The organism is Mesorhizobium sp. M1334 (genome assembly GCF_040317995.1).
Taxonomy (GTDB): domain Bacteria; phylum Pseudomonadota; class Alphaproteobacteria; order Rhizobiales; family Rhizobiaceae; genus Mesorhizobium.
Genome location: NZ_JAMYLM010000002.1, coordinates 473566 through 488008, shown reverse-complemented (window position 1 = coordinate 488008; position 14443 = coordinate 473566). Strand labels below are relative to the sequence as shown.

Here is a 14443-nt window from a genome sequence, read left to right as displayed (position 1 = left end):
GCCTTTGTTGAACTTGGACTGCTTCGAAGCTACCGTTCCGCGCATGCATTCAGACATTGTCGATCTCCGTTCTTTTTATTCGACCACGCTCGGCCGCCTGGCCGAACGCTCGATCACCATGGCGCTGTCCTCGATATGGGCCGTAGTGCCCAACGAGCGGCTGGTCGGCCTCGGCTATACCTTGCCGTGGCTAGAACGCTTCGGCAGCGATGCCGAGCGTGTCTTTGCCTTCATGCCGGCAACACAGGGCGCGGTGGTCTGGCCGGCGACGGGGCCGACGGCGACCGCGCTGGTGTTCGACGAGGAACTGCCGCTGGTCGATTCCTGCATCGACCGCATGCTGCTCGTCCATTCGCTCGAACATGTCGAGAACCCGCGCGAGACGCTGAACGAGATCTGGCGGGTGCTGTCGCCTGCCGGCCGTGTCGTCATCGTGGTGCCCAACCGGCGCGGCGTCTGGGCGCGCTTCGAGCATACGCCTTTCGGCAATGGCCGGCCGTTCTCGCGCGGCCAGCTCACCGAATTGCTACGCGAAGCGAATTTCACGCCGGCGGCATGGTCCGATGCGCTGTTCTTCCCGCCGTCGCCGCGACGTTTCATGATGCAGTTCCACAATGTGCTGGAACGCGCCGGCCGGCGCTTCTGGCCGATCTTTTCGGGCGTTATCGTCGTCGAGGCGCAGAAGCGGCTTTATCAAGGCGTGCCGGTTGCCCAGCGCGCGTCCCGCCGCGTCTTCGTGCCGGTTCTCTCGCCGCATGGCGCGCCGACGCTTGGCCGGGCTGTCGCGGGCCAAACGTCCGGCGCCGCCAGGATGACGCGTTCGTGATCCGACGCAGGCTTTTTCTCACCTATCTGTCGCGGACGGGTTCGCTGCCCGATTGAAGGCATACGCAATCGGTTCTATGACCGGCGATTTCTATGACCGGGCTTCGGCACCGCTTCCGAATGCAAGGATTCACTCATGGCTGATCATCCGGATGTCGAGGCCAGCGCCCAGAAGCTTGCCGCGTCGATCGAAGCCAGCAGCCTGCGTGAGCAGCTGGCAACAATCAAGATAGCGCTGACCACCTCGCCAGTGCGAAAACAATTGTTTTGGGCCGCAATCGGCATCGTCGCCGTCATTGTCGCAACCTCGGTCGGGCAGATTCTGCTCAATCGCTGGAACCAGCCGTTCTTCGACGCGCTGGCGCGGCGCGACATGCCGGCCTTCCTGCATCAGCTTCTGGTCTTTGCGGCAATAGCCGGCGGGCTGCTTCTGTTTAACGTGGGCCAGACCTGGCTCGACCAGATGATCCGCCTGAAGCTGCGCGAGGCGCTGACGCTCGACCTGATCGGCGAGTGGATGCGGCCGGCGCGCGCCTTCCGGCTGGCCCATGCCGGCGCCATCGGCGTCAATCCCGACCAGCGCCTGCAGCAGGATGTCGCGCATCTCTCGGATCTTTCCACCGGCCTCGGCATCGGCCTGCTGCAGTCCTGCATCCTGCTTGCCTCATTCGTCGGCGTCTTGTGGTCGCTGTCTTCCGGCTTCGTCTTCCACATAGGCGGCCATTCGCTGGCCATACCCGGTTACATGGTCTGGGCGGCGATCCTTTATGCGGGCACCGCCTCCTGGTTGAGCTGGTTGGTCGGGCGGCCGCTGATCCGCTTCAACAACGATCGCTATACGCGTGAAGCGGAGCTGCGTTCTTCGGTGGTTCGCGTCAACGAGAATGTCGATGCCATCGCGCTGGCGCATGGCGAGGCCGATGCCAGGCGCCGCCTCGAATTCGATCTCGGCATGGTGCTGGGCGCCATGCGGCACATCTACCGCGCCCAGATCAATCTTTCCTGGGTCACCGACACCTACGGCTGGATCACTGTCGTCGCGCCGATCCTGGTCGCCTCACCGGTCTATTTCGCCGGCGATATCAGCTTTGGCGGTCTGATGATGGCAGTCGGTGCCTTCAACCAGGTCCATTCTTCGCTGCGTTGGTTCATTAACAATATCGGCGGCATCGCCGATTGGCGCGCTACGCTGATGCGGGTCGCCGACTTCCGCATCGCGCTTGGCGACACCGACGCGCTGCACCATACGGAAAGGCGCATTTCGTTCGGCGAAAACCCGGACGGCAGCCTGACCTTCGAGAAACTCGAGGTCGCCTCGCCGGAGGGATGCACCAAGCTTGCCGAGCCGCATGTCGAAATCCGCGCCGGCGACCGCGTCATGATCACCGGAGATCCGGGCGCCGGCAAGACGCTGTTCTTCCGGGCCATTGCCGGTCTGTGGCCATGGGGCAGCGGACGGATCGGCATGCCGGCCGGAGAAGCGCCGATCTTTGTTCCGCGTACCCCTTATTTCCCGCTCGGCAGGCTGCGCGAGGTGCTCAACCATTCAGGCGGCGCGGCGGAGGCGAGCGATGCCGAGATCTCGGAGGTGCTGGCCGATGTCGGGCTGCAACGCCTGTCGTCCTCGCTCGATCGCTCGGCGCGCTGGGAGCGTGAGCTCAGCGACGACGAGCAGCGTCTGCTGGCCTTTGCCAGGCTGGCCTTGCGACGGCCGAAATGGGTGATCATCGACGAGGCGCTGGATGCGTTCGACGGCCCGACGCTGAGGCAAGTGCTGTCGATGCTGGAGAAGCGCCTTCCGGACGCCGCGATCCTCAACATCGGCCGCGGCCAGCACAATGCCCGCTTCTTCCGGCGGGCGTTGACCATCGTCAAGGATGCCGGCCAACCGCCCCTCAAGCCGGTCCGTATCAGGGCAGGTGCCATCGAACCGCCTCCGGCCATCGCCTCGGCCGGCGGCAAGAAATAGAAGGGCAAGCTTTATTTCGCCGCGATCGCGGCGAAAAACTGTCGCGATCGTTTCAGATGGGTACGTTCCGATCGGCCATGCTTGACGCTCTCGCCCTGCTCGCCTGCCTTGCCTGCGCCCCCGCAGCACCTGCGGCCGCGCCGGCCAATGCACTTGCCGTCGATGTCGAGCTGGTGCTGGCCGTCGACATCTCGCAGTCGATGGATGAAAGGGAGTTTGCCCTGCAGCGCGCCGGCTATGTCGCGGCGCTGCGCCATCCCGACTTCATCAACGCCGTGCGTGCCGGCACCTCTGGCCGCATCGCCATTGCCTATTTCGAATGGGCCGGCACCATCCGCGACGACGCGGTCATTGCCTGGCAGGTCGTCGACAGCAAGGAGAGCGCCAACGCTTTCGCCGACAAGATCGCGGCCCGCCCGTTCAGAAGCTTTCGCGGCACCTCGATTTCCGGCGCAGTGGCTTTCGGCGCCGAGCTTTTCAACGGCACGGCCTTCACCGGCAAACGTCGCGTCATCGACGTCTCGGGCGACGGCCCAAACAACACCGGCTTGCCGGTCACAACGGCACGCGATGCGGCGCTGGCGAAGGGCATCGTCATCAACGGGCTGCCGATCCTGATCAGCCCGTCACCCACCTTCAGCCATCTCGACCGGTATTATGCCGAATGCGTCACCGGCGGGCCGGGCTCGTTCGTGCTGCCGATCTATGCTGCTTCCGAATTCGCCACCGCCACTCGCCGCAAACTGATCCTCGAGGTCAGCGGCATCGAGTATCCCAAGGTGGATCCGAGGACGATCCGCATCGACACACCGATCGACTGCCTGCAAGGCGAGCGCGACCGGCGGTTTTTCTCGGACCCATATTTCCCGGAACTCGACCGATAAGGCTGGCCGAGGGGTAGGTTAGGCCGGTGGCAGGCCGAAGGCCGGGAACAGAGATGGCCCGAGCGGCCCTATGAAGATCGTCAAGGAAGCGATCCCGCCCTCGGCTGCGTCGAACACATGCAGGGAATGGGCCCGCCATTCAGGGCCATCGTGGCTGCGGGAATAAACCCCGACCGCCGGCTGGGCATTGGCCCGAGTGGCCAGCGTGCGGAAGCCGCCAAACCTCGGCCAGACGGTCTCGAAGAAACCGCGGATCGCTTCGCGGCCTTGATACCATTCGCGCCAAGGCGGCATTGTATAGATGGCGTCCTCACGCAGCAGCTCGATCAAGCTGTCGAGATTGGCGGCCTGCCAGGCCTGCATGTAGCGTTCGAGCAGCAGGCCTTCTTCGGGGCTGGGCCGTGATCGGCTGGCCGGCCGTCCCTGGGGATAGCGCGCCGCCAGCGTTGCGCGGGCGCGCTGCAACGCGCTGTTGATCGAAGCCGTCGATCCGCCCAGCAAACGCGCCGTCTCGACGGCCGACCATCCCAGGACGTCGGCAAGCAGCAGCGCGGCGCGCTGCCTGGGCGGCAGATCCTGGATCGCGGCGACGAAGGCGAGCTGGACGGCCTCGCGGCTCTCGTAACGAGCTTCCGGACCTGGCTCGCTGCCGGCAATGTCTGGAAGCTCGGCGTCGGGGTAGGGCTCCAGCCAGGCGATGTCGGCTACGGGCCCGCCTATGGCCGCCCCGTGCGAGGGCGGCCGTCCGGGTTCCCGGAGAATGCGACGCGCCCTCGACCTCGCCTTGATGGCGTTGAGGCAAGCGTTGGTCGCGATCATGTAGAGCCAACCACGAACCGAACCTCGCCCGTCGAACTCCGACCTGGCGCGCCAGGCGCGAAGCAACGTGTCCTGGACGAGGTCGTCGGCCTCGTGCAGCGAACCCATCATGCGATAGCAATGCAGCTTGAGCTCGCGGCGATGGGCGGCCATGACCTTCTCGAAGGCCAGCCGATCGAGGATCGGCTGGCGTGCTGGTTCCAGAGGTGGTTGAGCGTCTGTCATGCGGCTGTGCGGTTACGAGTGAGCTTTGCATTACGCGCGCCTCAGGCGGCCGGTGCAAGCCCGCTCCCGCTCACCATGAAGGAACTGCCTTGCGGCTGGCCGGTGGCGAGCGCGACCACCGCCCGTCCGACGTCGGCCGGGGTTTGCATGTCGGTCATGGCGGCGATGAAGTCCGCCGGCTGGATGCCCATATAGGCAGCGACGCTGTCGACGCCGGCCTTGCCCACGCCGGTTTCCGGCATGATGCGCATCGGCGCGAGCGCCATGAAGCGAAGGCCGAGGCCGAGTCGGTCGGCTTCCTTCTGGCTATGACCGGCCAGGAACATCTGCATGCGTTTTGCGCCGGCATAGCCGCCGGTATTGGGTGGCCCGCCGGTCAAGGCCGCGCCACTGGAGATCAGAACGATACGGGTTCCCGGCTTGAACGGACGCCGCAGAGCGGCCCGGCAAAACAGGAACGATGCCTTGACGTCCGTGTCCCAATTTGCGGAGAACGCCTTCCAGTTCTGTTCGTGCAGCGGCGCGGAAGGGGCCAGCGCGCCTGCGCAGATTACCAGCACGTCCGGCTCCAGCGCGGCGAAGACCTTATCGGGGGCGGAGTCCACCGTCGCATCGACCGCGAGCGTCTTCACGCCCGAGACCTCCCAGGCAAATTGCGCCAGGGCCTGTTTTCCGCGGGCGACGGCCAGCACCGTCGCTCTCTCGTTGAGGGCGGCCTCCGCGATGGAGCGGCCGACCCCACGGCTGCCTCCGACAACTACAACATTCTGACCTTGCAACGATCCCATGGATCACCTCTCTGTTCCCGGCCGCCGGACCATCCAGGCGCCCTCATCGACAAGGACAGCGCAGGGGGGTGGAAATCATCGGTGCCAGGGGGAAATATTTTTCAGGTGACAGCAGGGCTCGCGCACGGCCCTGTTCGGGGCAGCAACGGCAGAGGCGCGTCGGTTTGTATTCAGGGTCATTACCGCGGGGGTAATCGACCAACGCGCAAGGTCTCGGCAAACTGCTCCCATCAAGCCGGTTGTCCGGCTTCGACCACCAGGGAGTACAGCCATGACCGCCTACGCCGTCGCGCATATGCGCCAGGTCACGCCGGGGCCGCAGATCGTCGAGTACCTGCACAAGATCGATGCCACGCTGGAGCCGTTTGGCGGGCGCTTCATCGTGCATGGCAGCGAGGTGGAAGTCGTTGAAAACACCTGGCCGGGCCACCTCGTCATGATCGAATTTCCAGACATGCAGCAGGTGCGTGCATGGTACCGCTCGCCCGCCTATCAGGAGATCTTGCCGCTGCGCACCGAGAATTCTCAGTCCGACGTGGTCCTGGTCGATGGCGTCCAGCACCCGCACAAGGCCACCGACGTTCTCGAAGAAGGGGACGATCTGCGACGATTGGCTCTTATCGTTTCAGCAGGAATACCGCTTGCTGGCCGAAAAAGTTCCAGAACCACCAAGGCATGGAGAAGCCGATCCGCTGGCCGTTGGCGTCGAGCGCGGTTGCCTTTTCCACCGTCGCGCCAAGCTCGTCGCACAGATTGACGAAGTCGCGAATGGTGCAGAAATGGATGTTGGGGGTGTCATACCAGGAATAGGGTAGGTCCTTGGTCACCGGCATGCGGCCGTTGAACAGCAGCGAAAAGCGCACCCGCCAGTGACCGAAATTCGGGAATGAGACGATGGCGCGGTTGCCTATCCTGAGCAGTTCGTCGAGCACCAATTTCGGATTGCGGGTCGCCTGCAAGGTCTGCGACAAAACGACAAAGTCGAAGCCCTTATCGGGATAGAATTGGAGATCCTTGTCGGCATCGCCCTGGATGACCGACAGGCCGCGCGCCACGCATTCGTTGACGCCGCGCTGCGACAGTTCCAGCCCGCGACCGTCGACCTTCTTGGTCGCCTGCAGCAATTCGAGCAACAGGCCGTCGCCGGAACCGACGTCCAGTACCCGCGACTGCGGCGGGATGAGATCGGCGACGACCTCGAGGTCGACGCGCTGGGCGCGGTTGACGCTCATGGGCTCGCCTTCTGCCTGGCGCATGATCCTGATCCGAAAAGTCTGCAACTTTTCGGGGTCATGCGCTGATGCCTGGCGCGTGATCCTGATCCGAAAAGTCTGCAGCTTTTCGGGGTCATGCGCCGAGCCCTCTGGCCCGCGCCGCCGAGGCGATGAAGCCTTTGATGGCGGCAAACAGTTCCGGCTCGTCGAGCAGGAAGGCGTCGTGGCCACGGTCGGTTTCGATCTCGACGAACGATACCGAGGCGCCGGCCGCGTTCAGCGCGTGCACGACCGAGCGGCTCTCCTCGGTCGGGAACAGCCAGTCGCTGGTGAACGAAACCAGGCAGAAGCGCGTCTTGGTGCCGGCGAAGGCATCGGCCAGCCGGCCGCCATGGTCGGCGGCGAGATCGAAATAGTCCATCGCCCGGGTCATGTAGAGATAGGAGTTGGCATCGAAGCGATCGACGAAGGTCATGCCCTGATGGCGCAGATAGCTCTCGATCTGGAAGTCGGCATCGAAGCCGAAGGTCAGGGCTTCGCGATCCTGCAGGTTGCGGCCGAACTTGCGGTGCAGCGCTGCTTCCGACAGATAGGTGATGTGAGCGGCCATGCGCGCCACCGCCAGCCCCTTTTCCGGCCGCTTGCCGTGCTCGAAATATTTGCCGCCATGCCAGTCCGGGTCGGCCATCACTGCCTGCCTGCCGACCTCGTGGAAAGCGATGTTCTGCGAAGAATGGCGGGCGCCGGTGGCGATCGGCAGCGCCGAGAAGACGCGCTCGGGATAGCTCGAGGCCCATTGCAGCACCTGCATGCCGCCCATCGAGCCGCCCAGCACGCTGAACAGCTGTTCGATACCGAAATGCTCGACCAGCATCAGCTGCGCGCGCACCATGTCGCGGATGGTGATGATCGGCAGGTCGAGCCCGTAGGGCTTGGCGGTGGCGGGATTGGTCGAGGCGGGGCCGGTGGAGCCGAGACAGCCGCCGATGACGTTGGACGAGATGACGAAGAAACGATCGGTGTCGATGATCTTGCCGGGGCCGATCAGCACTTCCCACCAGCCCGGCTTGCCGGTCACGGGATTGGTGTTGGCGACATGCTGGTCGCCGGTCAGCGCATGGCAGACGAGGATGGCGTTGGAGCGCTCGTCGTTGAGCGTGCCATAGGTCTGGTAGGCGATCTGGAACGGCGACAGCAGCGTGCCGGCGTCGAGCTTGAGCGGCTTGTCGGCGCCGAAACGCAACACCGGGCTCGACGGCTGGTCGGCCTCGTTGTTGGTTTTTCGCGCGCGCAAAGCGACCATCACATCTCCTTGCCCGGCCTTCAGTTGTCCACCGCCGGTCTGGGCAACAACCAGCCAGGGCAACAAAAAACCGGCCATGCCTTCGCAAAGCCGGTTACAAGATGCAAACGGCCCTTTAGCAAGTTGTTTAACGTGGCTGCAAGCCGACCGGCCAAATCACCACGGAACTTTCGCTGCTCTTCTAGGACCGACGCATGGCTTCGTCAACGGCAAGTTCTTGATCCCGAATTGCCGCCCCTCGACATTCCGGGCCACGGCTTGTATTTCCGCTGCGGCCTCCGGATGGAGGCAATCTCGACGGATTTCATGGAATGAGCCAGATACCGGATCAGACACGTCCAAGGCCCCGCGCCGGCATCATGGACATCGAAGCCTATGTGCCCGGCAAGAGCGCGGCGCCTGAAGGTGTCGCCAACGTCCATAAATTGTCGTCGAACGAGAACCCGCTCGGCCCTTCGCCAAAGGCGATAGAGGCCGCGCGCGCGGTCGCCGACAAGCTCGCGGTCTATCCCGACGGCAGCGCCAGGCGCCTGAGGGAAGCGATCGCCGAGGTGCACGGGCTCAACCCGGCGAACATCGTCTGTTCCAACGGCTCCGACGAGATTCTGGGCCTGCTGGCGCAGACCTACCTCGCGCCCGGCGACGAAGCGATCATCACCGAACACGGCTTCATGGTCTACAAGATCTACATACAGTCGGCCGGTGCCGTCCCGGTGACGGTCAAGGAGACCGATGAACGCGCCGATATCGATGCGATCCTCGCCGCGGTGACGCCGCGCACCAGGGTCATCTTCCTTGCCAATCCAAACAATCCAACCGGCACCTACGTGCCGTTCCAGGAGGTGCGCCGCCTGCATGCCGGCCTGCCGCGAAACGTGCTTCTGGTGCTGGATGCAGCTTACGCCGAATATGTCCGGCGCAACGATTATGAAGCCGGCGTCGAGTTGGTGGGCAGCGCGGAAAACGTGGTCATGACCCGCACTTTCTCCAAATTGGGCCTGGGCGGGGCGCGGATCGGCTGGATGTATGCGCCAATGCATATCATCGACGCGATCAACCGCGTGCGCGGACCCTTCAACGTCAATGCGACGGCTATCGAGGCCGGTATCGCGGCGATCCGCGACCGCGGCCATATCGAGCGCAGCGTGGCGCATAACGAGACCTGGCTGGCATGGCTGACCGAGCAATTAAGCGGGCTTGGTCTGCGGGTGACGCCGAGTGTCGGCAATTTCATCCTTATCCACTTTCCCGAGGACAAAAAGCATTCGGCGGCGGCCGCCGATGACTACCTCAGTGCGCGCGGCTACATATTGCGGCGCGTTTCCGGCTACGGTTTTCCGAACGCGCTGCGCATGAGCATCGGCACCGAAGAGGCCAACCGCGGCGTTGTCGCAGCACTCGCGACATTCCTGAAAAGCTAGAACACCATGACCTCACCGATGTTCGAAAAGATCGCGCTGGTCGGCATCGGCCTGATCGGCTCGTCGCTGGCGCGCGTCATCCGCCGTGAGGGGCTCGCCGGCCAAGTCGCGATTTCGACGCGCAGCGAAGCGACGCTGGCGCGGGCGAGCCTACTCGCCCTCGGCGACACCTACACGATGGATGCGAAAGAGGCGGTTCGCGATGCCGATCTGGTCGTCGTTTCGGTGCCGGTCGGCTCTTCGGGTACCGTCGCCGCGGAAATCGCGCCGACGCTGAAGAAGGGCGCCATCCTTACCGATGTCGGCTCGACCAAGGCATCGGTGATCGCGCAGATGCAGCCGCATGTGCCTGATGGCGTGCACTTCATTCCCGGCCATCCTTTGGCCGGCACCGAAAAGTCGGGACCAGATGCCGGTTTTGCGGAACTGTTCGAGAACCGCTGGTGCATCTTCACGCCGCTGCCCGGCACCGATCCCGCGGCACTGGAAAGGCTCTCGGAATTCTGGCGCCGCTGCGGCTCCAACATCGACACGATGGACCCGCAGCATCATGACATGACGCTGGCCATCGTTTCGCACCTGCCGCACATCATCGCCTATAACATCGTCGGTACCGCCGACGATCTGGAGTCGGTGACCAAGTCCGAGGTCATCAAATACTCGGCTTCCGGCTTTCGCGACTTCACCCGTCTCGCGGCGTCCGACCCGACCATGTGGCGTGACGTCTGCCTGCACAACAAGGACGCCATCCTCGAAATGCTGGCGCGATTCTCGGAAGATCTGTCCTCGCTGCAGCGGGCGATCCGCTGGGGCGACGGCGAAAAGCTGTTCGACCTGTTCACCCGCACCCGCGCCGTCCGCCGCTCGATCATCGAGGCCGGCCAGGACATCGACGTACCGGATTTCGGTCGCCAGGCAGTCGAACACCCGCCGAAGGGATAAGCCGCGGCAGGCCGATCGCAGTCCCGACCGCCTAGTCAAGCGGCTTGATCTTGCCGAGCGGGATGAAGCCGAGCGAGGCCTTGCCCCTGACGATCTTCAGCGGCATCGACGGCTGGTTGCCGAGCAGCGCCAGTCCGGCAAAGCCGGTTTGGATCTCTTTCTTCTGCTCGGGGATGGCGGTGGCAAGGATCGCCGCCACGGCCTTTGGATCATTGAGCTTGATCGTCAGATCGGCATTTATGAGACCGTCGTCATCGACCGACAGCGGTCCGGAAACGGTGATGCGCGCAGTTCCGGACGACAGATCGAGCTCGTGGATTTCGGCCGCGAGGCCGCGCAGGCTCTTCGAGTTTGCCTTGATCAGCGTCACGCCGTTCTTCAGCGTCACATCGCCGCTGCCATCGAGCGGCGGCAAGACGCGCCCGTCGATGGCCGCCGCGTCGATTTCGAGATCGGTGAAATTGCCGGCATAGTCGATGTCCGGGCCGTTTGGGCGCAATTGCCCGCTGGCAGTTCCGGCGCTGAACAGCGAGACGGGATCGGCATCGTCTGCCGGATCGGTCTGGCCGGACAGGCCTTCTGCCTGCAGCGAGAGGCGTCTCGGCAGCGGCCAGGACAGCTTCATGTCGGCCCGCAGATCATCCCAGTCGATCCAGAGCGGGGTCATGCCGGGAACGGAGGTCCTGAGTGGCCCCCTGAGCTCGGCGGCAGGCGACAGAAGCCGCGTGATCTGGGTGGCAGCGTTGATCTTGCCTGTCGATGCCGCGACGTTGCGGCTGTCGTCCTCGTAAGCCAGACTGTCGCAGGAAAGGGTGAAGCTGAAGGGATAGCCGCTGACCGCGAGATTGGCACAGTCGGCCTTGATGCCCTTGTCATCGAGATCGGCGACCGCCTTGTCGGTGGCGCTCTCGACCAGATCCGCCAGGTAGAACCAGCCCGCGCTGTAGATGCCGAACAGCACGAGAATGAAAGCGGCAAGCCACAACAGGCGGCGACGCTGGCTGGGCGGCGGGCGCTCGTCACTTGACGTCATGCTGCGGCTTTCGTTAACGCGGGTGGCACGGGCGGGCTGTCGCTTGCGGCAACAACAGGTAGACGGACTGAAACACCACCGGTGGAGTGGCTCGTCACAATCAGGCTTGGCGATATGGGCGATTTTTGGGTTTTTGGCTACGGCTCACTGATCTGGCGGCCGGGATTCGCGCATGTCGAGACGCGGCGTGCCCGCCTGCATGGCTACCGCCGTTCGCTCTGTGTCTATTCTTTCGTGCATCGCGGCACGCGCGAACGGCCGGGCCTGGTGCTCGGACTCGACCGCGGCGGCTCCTGCATCGGGCTGGCGTTCCGGGTCCCAGGCGAGCTGCGCAACGAGGCCATCACCTATCTGCGCGAACGCGAGCTGGTCACCAACGTCTATCTCGAACGTGTGCTCAGCGTTCGCCTCGACAAGAGTGAAACGGATGGGAGCGGGACGGTCGAAGCCATCGCCTATGTCGTGGACCGCAGCCACGAGCAATATGCCGGTGCGCTCGACCCGGCCGAGGCGGCGGCCGTCGTTCGCGGCGCCGTTGGCCAGTCGGGGAGGAATGAGGATTACGTGCTCAGCACGCTGGAGCACCTCGAAGCACTGGGTATAAGCGATCATTGGCTGGAAGACGTGACGAGACGGATCACGACATAGCGCCTTTTATCGCGTTACCATGATGTTTTCGGTGTCGTGACGCGGGCTACATCCTGAAAATCTGTTTACCAAGATCGGCGCGATCCAGGCTGTTTGCCACCGCAAGCTTGAACTCGGTCAGCGCGTGGAGACCGCCGACAGGAACGTGGAAGCCCGGCTGGCCAAAGATGTCGATGATCTCGCGTAGGACAGGCCGGTCGGCTTCGGCCGGTGGTGAAAAGAAATAGCGATAAATATTCGCCCTGATCTCGACACCGCTCAGCAAGACATCGAAATTGTGCAGTTCGAAGCGCTCGGCACTCATGCCGCCATTGATCACGATCTGTCCGCCAAGCGCCAGGGTGCGGATCAATTCGCCGCTGACAGGTCCGCCGACATTGTCGATAATCCCGTTCAATCCGGCGCCGCCGGTGATATCCATCAGCGCTTCCCGGATGCTTGCCTTCAAGTCCGAAAAGTCAAGAATGGCGGCGGCGCCAAGCGTCTCAGATCGAAGCTTTGGTGCGAGCGCCGCACCAGCGCGATGACGTTGATGCCGCGTCGCTGGGCGAACTGCATCACCATTGTCGAAATCGACGAATAGCCGGCCGTGACAGCCAGCCACTGCCCAGGCCGCACGCGGGAATCCACCACCAAATCCCACGCGGTAATGGGGTTCACCATCTGCCCGGCGCGTTCGACCGAATAGCCGGCAGGCAACGGGATCAGCCATTCGGCGGGAATGGCCGCGTACTCGGCCCAACTGCCATAATAGCTGAACGCGACAAGCGTGCCCGGTTCCAGCAAGACGTTCGCGCCAACGGCTTCGACGATGCCGGCACCGTGGTTTCCCGCGATCTGCCGGGGAAAATGCGGCTTCTTCGGTTCGGGATAGAGGTTCTGGATAAACAGGAAGTCGCCCGGATTGATCGAAGCCGAGACCATCCTGACCAGCACCTCGCCGTCGCCGATGCGCGGCATCGGCAGGTCGTCCATGTAGAGCACGTCGCGCGGCGAACCGATGGCGTCAAATACGATTGCTTTCATGCCGTTCTCCATAACAAATGATCCCAGGCCAACAGTCTGGGCCCGGCCCGACCGCGTCGGCGCGGCGGAACCTACGGTCGGCCGGCAAAAGTCAGAATTGGCAGATTTGACAATCTATGTGCCAGATTTGCCAGATCGTTTCTTCAGAGGCTGCTGGTTTGGATATCCGGGACCAGCGCCTTGAGCCGGACACGGCGCGACGGGTCGCGGCTTTGTGAAGCGCCGGCGGGTTGGCAAGGAGGCTATGCGTTTGACGTTGCCACGGCGCGACATAGGTTAGCCCAGTCGGCGGCTCCCATCCGCCCCAGCATGAATCACCATGGAGATCAGTCTTGCAGAAACGTCGTCTCGGTCGCACCGACCTATCCATCGCGCCATTGGTTCTGGGCGGCAATGTGTTTGGCTGGACCGCCGATGAGAAAACCTCGTTCGACCTGCTCGATGCCTTCATTGAGGCCGGTTTCAACGCCATCGACACGGCGGACTCCTATTCGCGCTGGATTGCCGGCCACCAGGGCGGCGAATCGGAAACCATCATCGGCAGATGGATGAAGAGCCGTGGCAACCGCGACAAGGTCGTCGTCATCACCAAGGTCGGCTCGGATATGGGACAGGGCAAGAGGGACCTTTCGGCCGCCTATATCGAAAAGGCCATCGATGCTTCGCTGACGCGGCTGCAGGTCGACAGCGTCGATCTCAATCTGTCGCACTGGCCCGACCCGGCGACCCCTTATGAGGAAACGCTCGGCGCTTACCAGAAACTGCTCGACAAGGGCAAAATCCGTTATGCCGGCGCTTCCAACCTCGACGCCGCCCAGTTACGCGCCGCACTCGACGTGGCAAGCCTGCGCGGCCTGCCGCGCTACGAGGTGCTGCAGCCGGAATACAACCTCTACGACCGCTCGTCCTTCGATGGTCCGCTGCGCGATCTGTGCGTGGCCGAGGACATCGGCGTCATCACCTATTTCAGCCTCGCCAAGGGATTTTTGAGCGGCAAGTACCGCAGCGAGTCCGACCTCGGCAAAAGCCCGCGCGGTGGCGGTGTGAAAGGCTATCTCAACACGCGCGGCATGCGCATCCTCTCAGCGCTCGATGCCGTGTCGGCCAGACATTCGGCCACGCCGGCGGAAGTGGCGCTTGCCTGGGTGATGGCGCGGCCCGGCGTCACCGCTCCGATCGCCAGCGCGACGACGCTCGACCAGCTCGACAGCCTGGTGCGGGCCGCGTCGTTGCAGCTCAGCCCGGACGATATCGCCGAGCTCGACAAGGGCAGCGCATAGCCGCGCACCATCGTTCAAGACCCGCTCCGCTGCCTTGCCCTACCGTCCCTGCATCGTCACAGGATG

14 protein-coding genes, 1 pseudogene and 1 riboswitch are annotated in these 14443 nt (G+C 63.7%); of the genes and pseudogenes, 8 read left to right on the top strand and 7 right to left on the bottom strand.

Annotated features, from left to right (window positions below; all coding sequences use genetic code 11):
- The first annotated feature begins 43 nt into the window (after nt 1-43).
- The 3 genes from NKH17_RS05795 to NKH17_RS05785 all read left to right on the top strand — a co-directional run bounded on the left by NKH17_RS05795 (nt 44) and on the right by NKH17_RS05785 (nt 3678).
- A complete protein-coding gene (locus tag NKH17_RS05795) occupies nt 44-826 on the top strand; it encodes a class I SAM-dependent methyltransferase (protein WP_352900068.1) in 783 nt (260 codons plus the stop codon).
- Nucleotides 827-961: 135 nt separating this feature from the next.
- The gene (locus NKH17_RS05790; RefSeq protein WP_352899398.1) at nt 962-2794 is read left to right on the top strand and encodes an ABC transporter ATP-binding protein/permease; all 1833 of its coding nucleotides are present in this window, start codon (nt 962-964) and stop codon (nt 2792-2794) included.
- A gap of 77 nt (nt 2795-2871) precedes the next feature.
- Nucleotides 2872-3678: a DUF1194 domain-containing protein gene (locus NKH17_RS05785; protein WP_352899395.1), complete on the top strand. Its 807-nt coding sequence runs from the start codon at nt 2872-2874 to the stop codon at nt 3676-3678.
- An 18-nt stretch (nt 3679-3696) separates the two neighbouring features.
- Here the strand turns inward: NKH17_RS05785 and NKH17_RS05780 are convergent, their stop codons facing one another.
- Together NKH17_RS05780 and NKH17_RS05775 are read right to left on the bottom strand one after the other, a co-directional pair.
- A complete protein-coding gene (locus NKH17_RS05780; RefSeq protein WP_352476259.1) occupies nt 3697-4722 on the bottom strand; it encodes an RNA polymerase subunit sigma-70 in 1026 nt (341 codons plus the stop codon).
- A 41-nt stretch (nt 4723-4763) separates the two neighbouring features.
- Nucleotides 4764-5510, bottom strand: coding sequence for an SDR family NAD(P)-dependent oxidoreductase (locus NKH17_RS05775; protein ID WP_352970327.1), 747 nt, complete (start codon nt 5508-5510; stop codon nt 4764-4766).
- Between the two features lie 271 nt (nt 5511-5781).
- Here NKH17_RS05775 and NKH17_RS05770 point away from each other — a divergent pair.
- Nucleotides 5782-6099: pseudogene (locus NKH17_RS05770) on the top strand (DUF1330 domain-containing protein); the annotation flags it as partial.
- 28 nt (nt 6100-6127) lie between these two features.
- Here the strand turns inward: NKH17_RS05770 and metW are convergent.
- Nucleotides 6128-6742, bottom strand: coding sequence for a methionine biosynthesis protein MetW (gene metW, locus NKH17_RS05765; RefSeq protein ID WP_254817066.1), 615 nt, complete (start codon nt 6740-6742; stop codon nt 6128-6130).
- A gap of 115 nt (nt 6743-6857) precedes the next feature.
- A complete protein-coding gene (metX, locus tag NKH17_RS05760; RefSeq protein WP_254816640.1) occupies nt 6858-8027 on the bottom strand; it encodes a homoserine O-acetyltransferase MetX in 1170 nt (389 codons plus the stop codon).
- A 95-nt stretch (nt 8028-8122) separates the two neighbouring features.
- Nucleotides 8123-8200: riboswitch (SAM riboswitch) on the bottom strand.
- Between the two features lie 138 nt (nt 8201-8338).
- Between metX and hisC the strand changes: the two genes are divergently transcribed.
- Both hisC and NKH17_RS05750 read left to right on the top strand, forming a co-directional pair.
- The gene (gene hisC / locus NKH17_RS05755) at nt 8339-9448 is read left to right on the top strand and encodes a histidinol-phosphate transaminase (protein ID WP_352899389.1); all 1110 of its coding nucleotides are present in this window, start codon (nt 8339-8341) and stop codon (nt 9446-9448) included.
- Nucleotides 9449-9454: 6 nt separating this feature from the next.
- On the top strand, nt 9455-10390 hold the full coding sequence (locus NKH17_RS05750; protein WP_352476262.1) for a prephenate/arogenate dehydrogenase family protein: 936 nt from the start codon (nt 9455-9457) through the stop codon (nt 10388-10390).
- 31 nt (nt 10391-10421) lie between these two features.
- Here NKH17_RS05750 and NKH17_RS05745 read toward each other — a convergent pair whose 3' ends face one another.
- Nucleotides 10422-11423 (bottom strand): DUF2125 domain-containing protein, encoded by a 1002-nt coding sequence (locus tag NKH17_RS05745; RefSeq protein ID WP_352476263.1) that lies wholly within the window; start codon nt 11421-11423, stop codon nt 10422-10424.
- A 114-nt stretch (nt 11424-11537) separates the two neighbouring features.
- Between NKH17_RS05745 and NKH17_RS05740 the strand changes: the two genes are divergently transcribed.
- Nucleotides 11538-12071 carry a gamma-glutamylcyclotransferase gene (locus NKH17_RS05740; protein WP_352476264.1) on the top strand — a complete coding sequence of 178 codons (534 nt, stop codon included), beginning with the start codon at nt 11538-11540 and terminating at the stop codon, nt 12069-12071.
- 46 nt (nt 12072-12117) lie between these two features.
- Here NKH17_RS05740 and NKH17_RS05735 read toward each other — a convergent pair whose 3' ends face one another.
- Nucleotides 12118-12492 carry an MDR/zinc-dependent alcohol dehydrogenase-like family protein gene (locus NKH17_RS05735; RefSeq protein ID WP_352476265.1) on the bottom strand — a complete coding sequence of 125 codons (375 nt, stop codon included), beginning with the start codon at nt 12490-12492 and terminating at the stop codon, nt 12118-12120.
- Nucleotides 12493-12515: 23 nt separating this feature from the next.
- Entirely contained in the window at nt 12516-13097 is a 582-nt protein-coding gene (locus tag NKH17_RS05730; RefSeq protein ID WP_352970322.1) for a quinone oxidoreductase family protein, read from the bottom strand.
- A 332-nt stretch (nt 13098-13429) separates the two neighbouring features.
- Here NKH17_RS05730 and NKH17_RS05725 point away from each other — a divergent pair, with 332 nt between their 5' ends.
- On the top strand, nt 13430-14377 hold the full coding sequence (locus tag NKH17_RS05725; protein ID WP_352899381.1) for an aldo/keto reductase: 948 nt from the start codon (nt 13430-13432) through the stop codon (nt 14375-14377).
- The last annotated feature ends 66 nt before the right edge of the window (nt 14378-14443 follow it).

Bases quoted from the DNA above. Each gene is read 5' to 3' on its own strand.
- metW (WP_254817066.1), bottom strand. From the start codon at position 6,742: ATGAGCGTCAACCGCGCCCAGCGCGTCGACCTCGAGGTCGTCGCCGAT.
- NKH17_RS05750 (WP_352476262.1), top strand. From the start codon at position 9,455: ATGACCTCACCGATGTTCGAAAAGATCGCGCTGGTCGGCATCGGCCTG.
- NKH17_RS05795 (WP_352900068.1), top strand. From the start codon at position 44: ATGCATTCAGACATTGTCGATCTCCGTTCTTTTTATTCGACCACGCTC.
- NKH17_RS05745 (WP_352476263.1), bottom strand. From the start codon at position 11,423: ATGACGTCAAGTGACGAGCGCCCGCCGCCCAGCCAGCGTCGCCGCCTG.
- metX (WP_254816640.1), bottom strand. From the start codon at position 8,027: ATGGTCGCTTTGCGCGCGCGAAAAACCAACAACGAGGCCGACCAGCCG.
- NKH17_RS05740 (WP_352476264.1), top strand. From the start codon at position 11,538: ATGGGCGATTTTTGGGTTTTTGGCTACGGCTCACTGATCTGGCGGCCG.
- NKH17_RS05785 (WP_352899395.1), top strand. From the start codon at position 2,872: ATGCTTGACGCTCTCGCCCTGCTCGCCTGCCTTGCCTGCGCCCCCGCA.
- NKH17_RS05730 (WP_352970322.1), bottom strand. From the start codon at position 13,097: ATGAAAGCAATCGTATTTGACGCCATCGGTTCGCCGCGCGACGTGCTC.
- NKH17_RS05735 (WP_352476265.1), bottom strand. From the start codon at position 12,492: ATGGATATCACCGGCGGCGCCGGATTGAACGGGATTATCGACAATGTC.
- NKH17_RS05790 (WP_352899398.1), top strand. From the start codon at position 962: ATGGCTGATCATCCGGATGTCGAGGCCAGCGCCCAGAAGCTTGCCGCG.
- hisC (WP_352899389.1), top strand. From the start codon at position 8,339: ATGAGCCAGATACCGGATCAGACACGTCCAAGGCCCCGCGCCGGCATC.
- NKH17_RS05775 (WP_352970327.1), bottom strand. From the start codon at position 5,510: ATGGGATCGTTGCAAGGTCAGAATGTTGTAGTTGTCGGAGGCAGCCGT.
- NKH17_RS05780 (WP_352476259.1), bottom strand. From the start codon at position 4,722: ATGACAGACGCTCAACCACCTCTGGAACCAGCACGCCAGCCGATCCTC.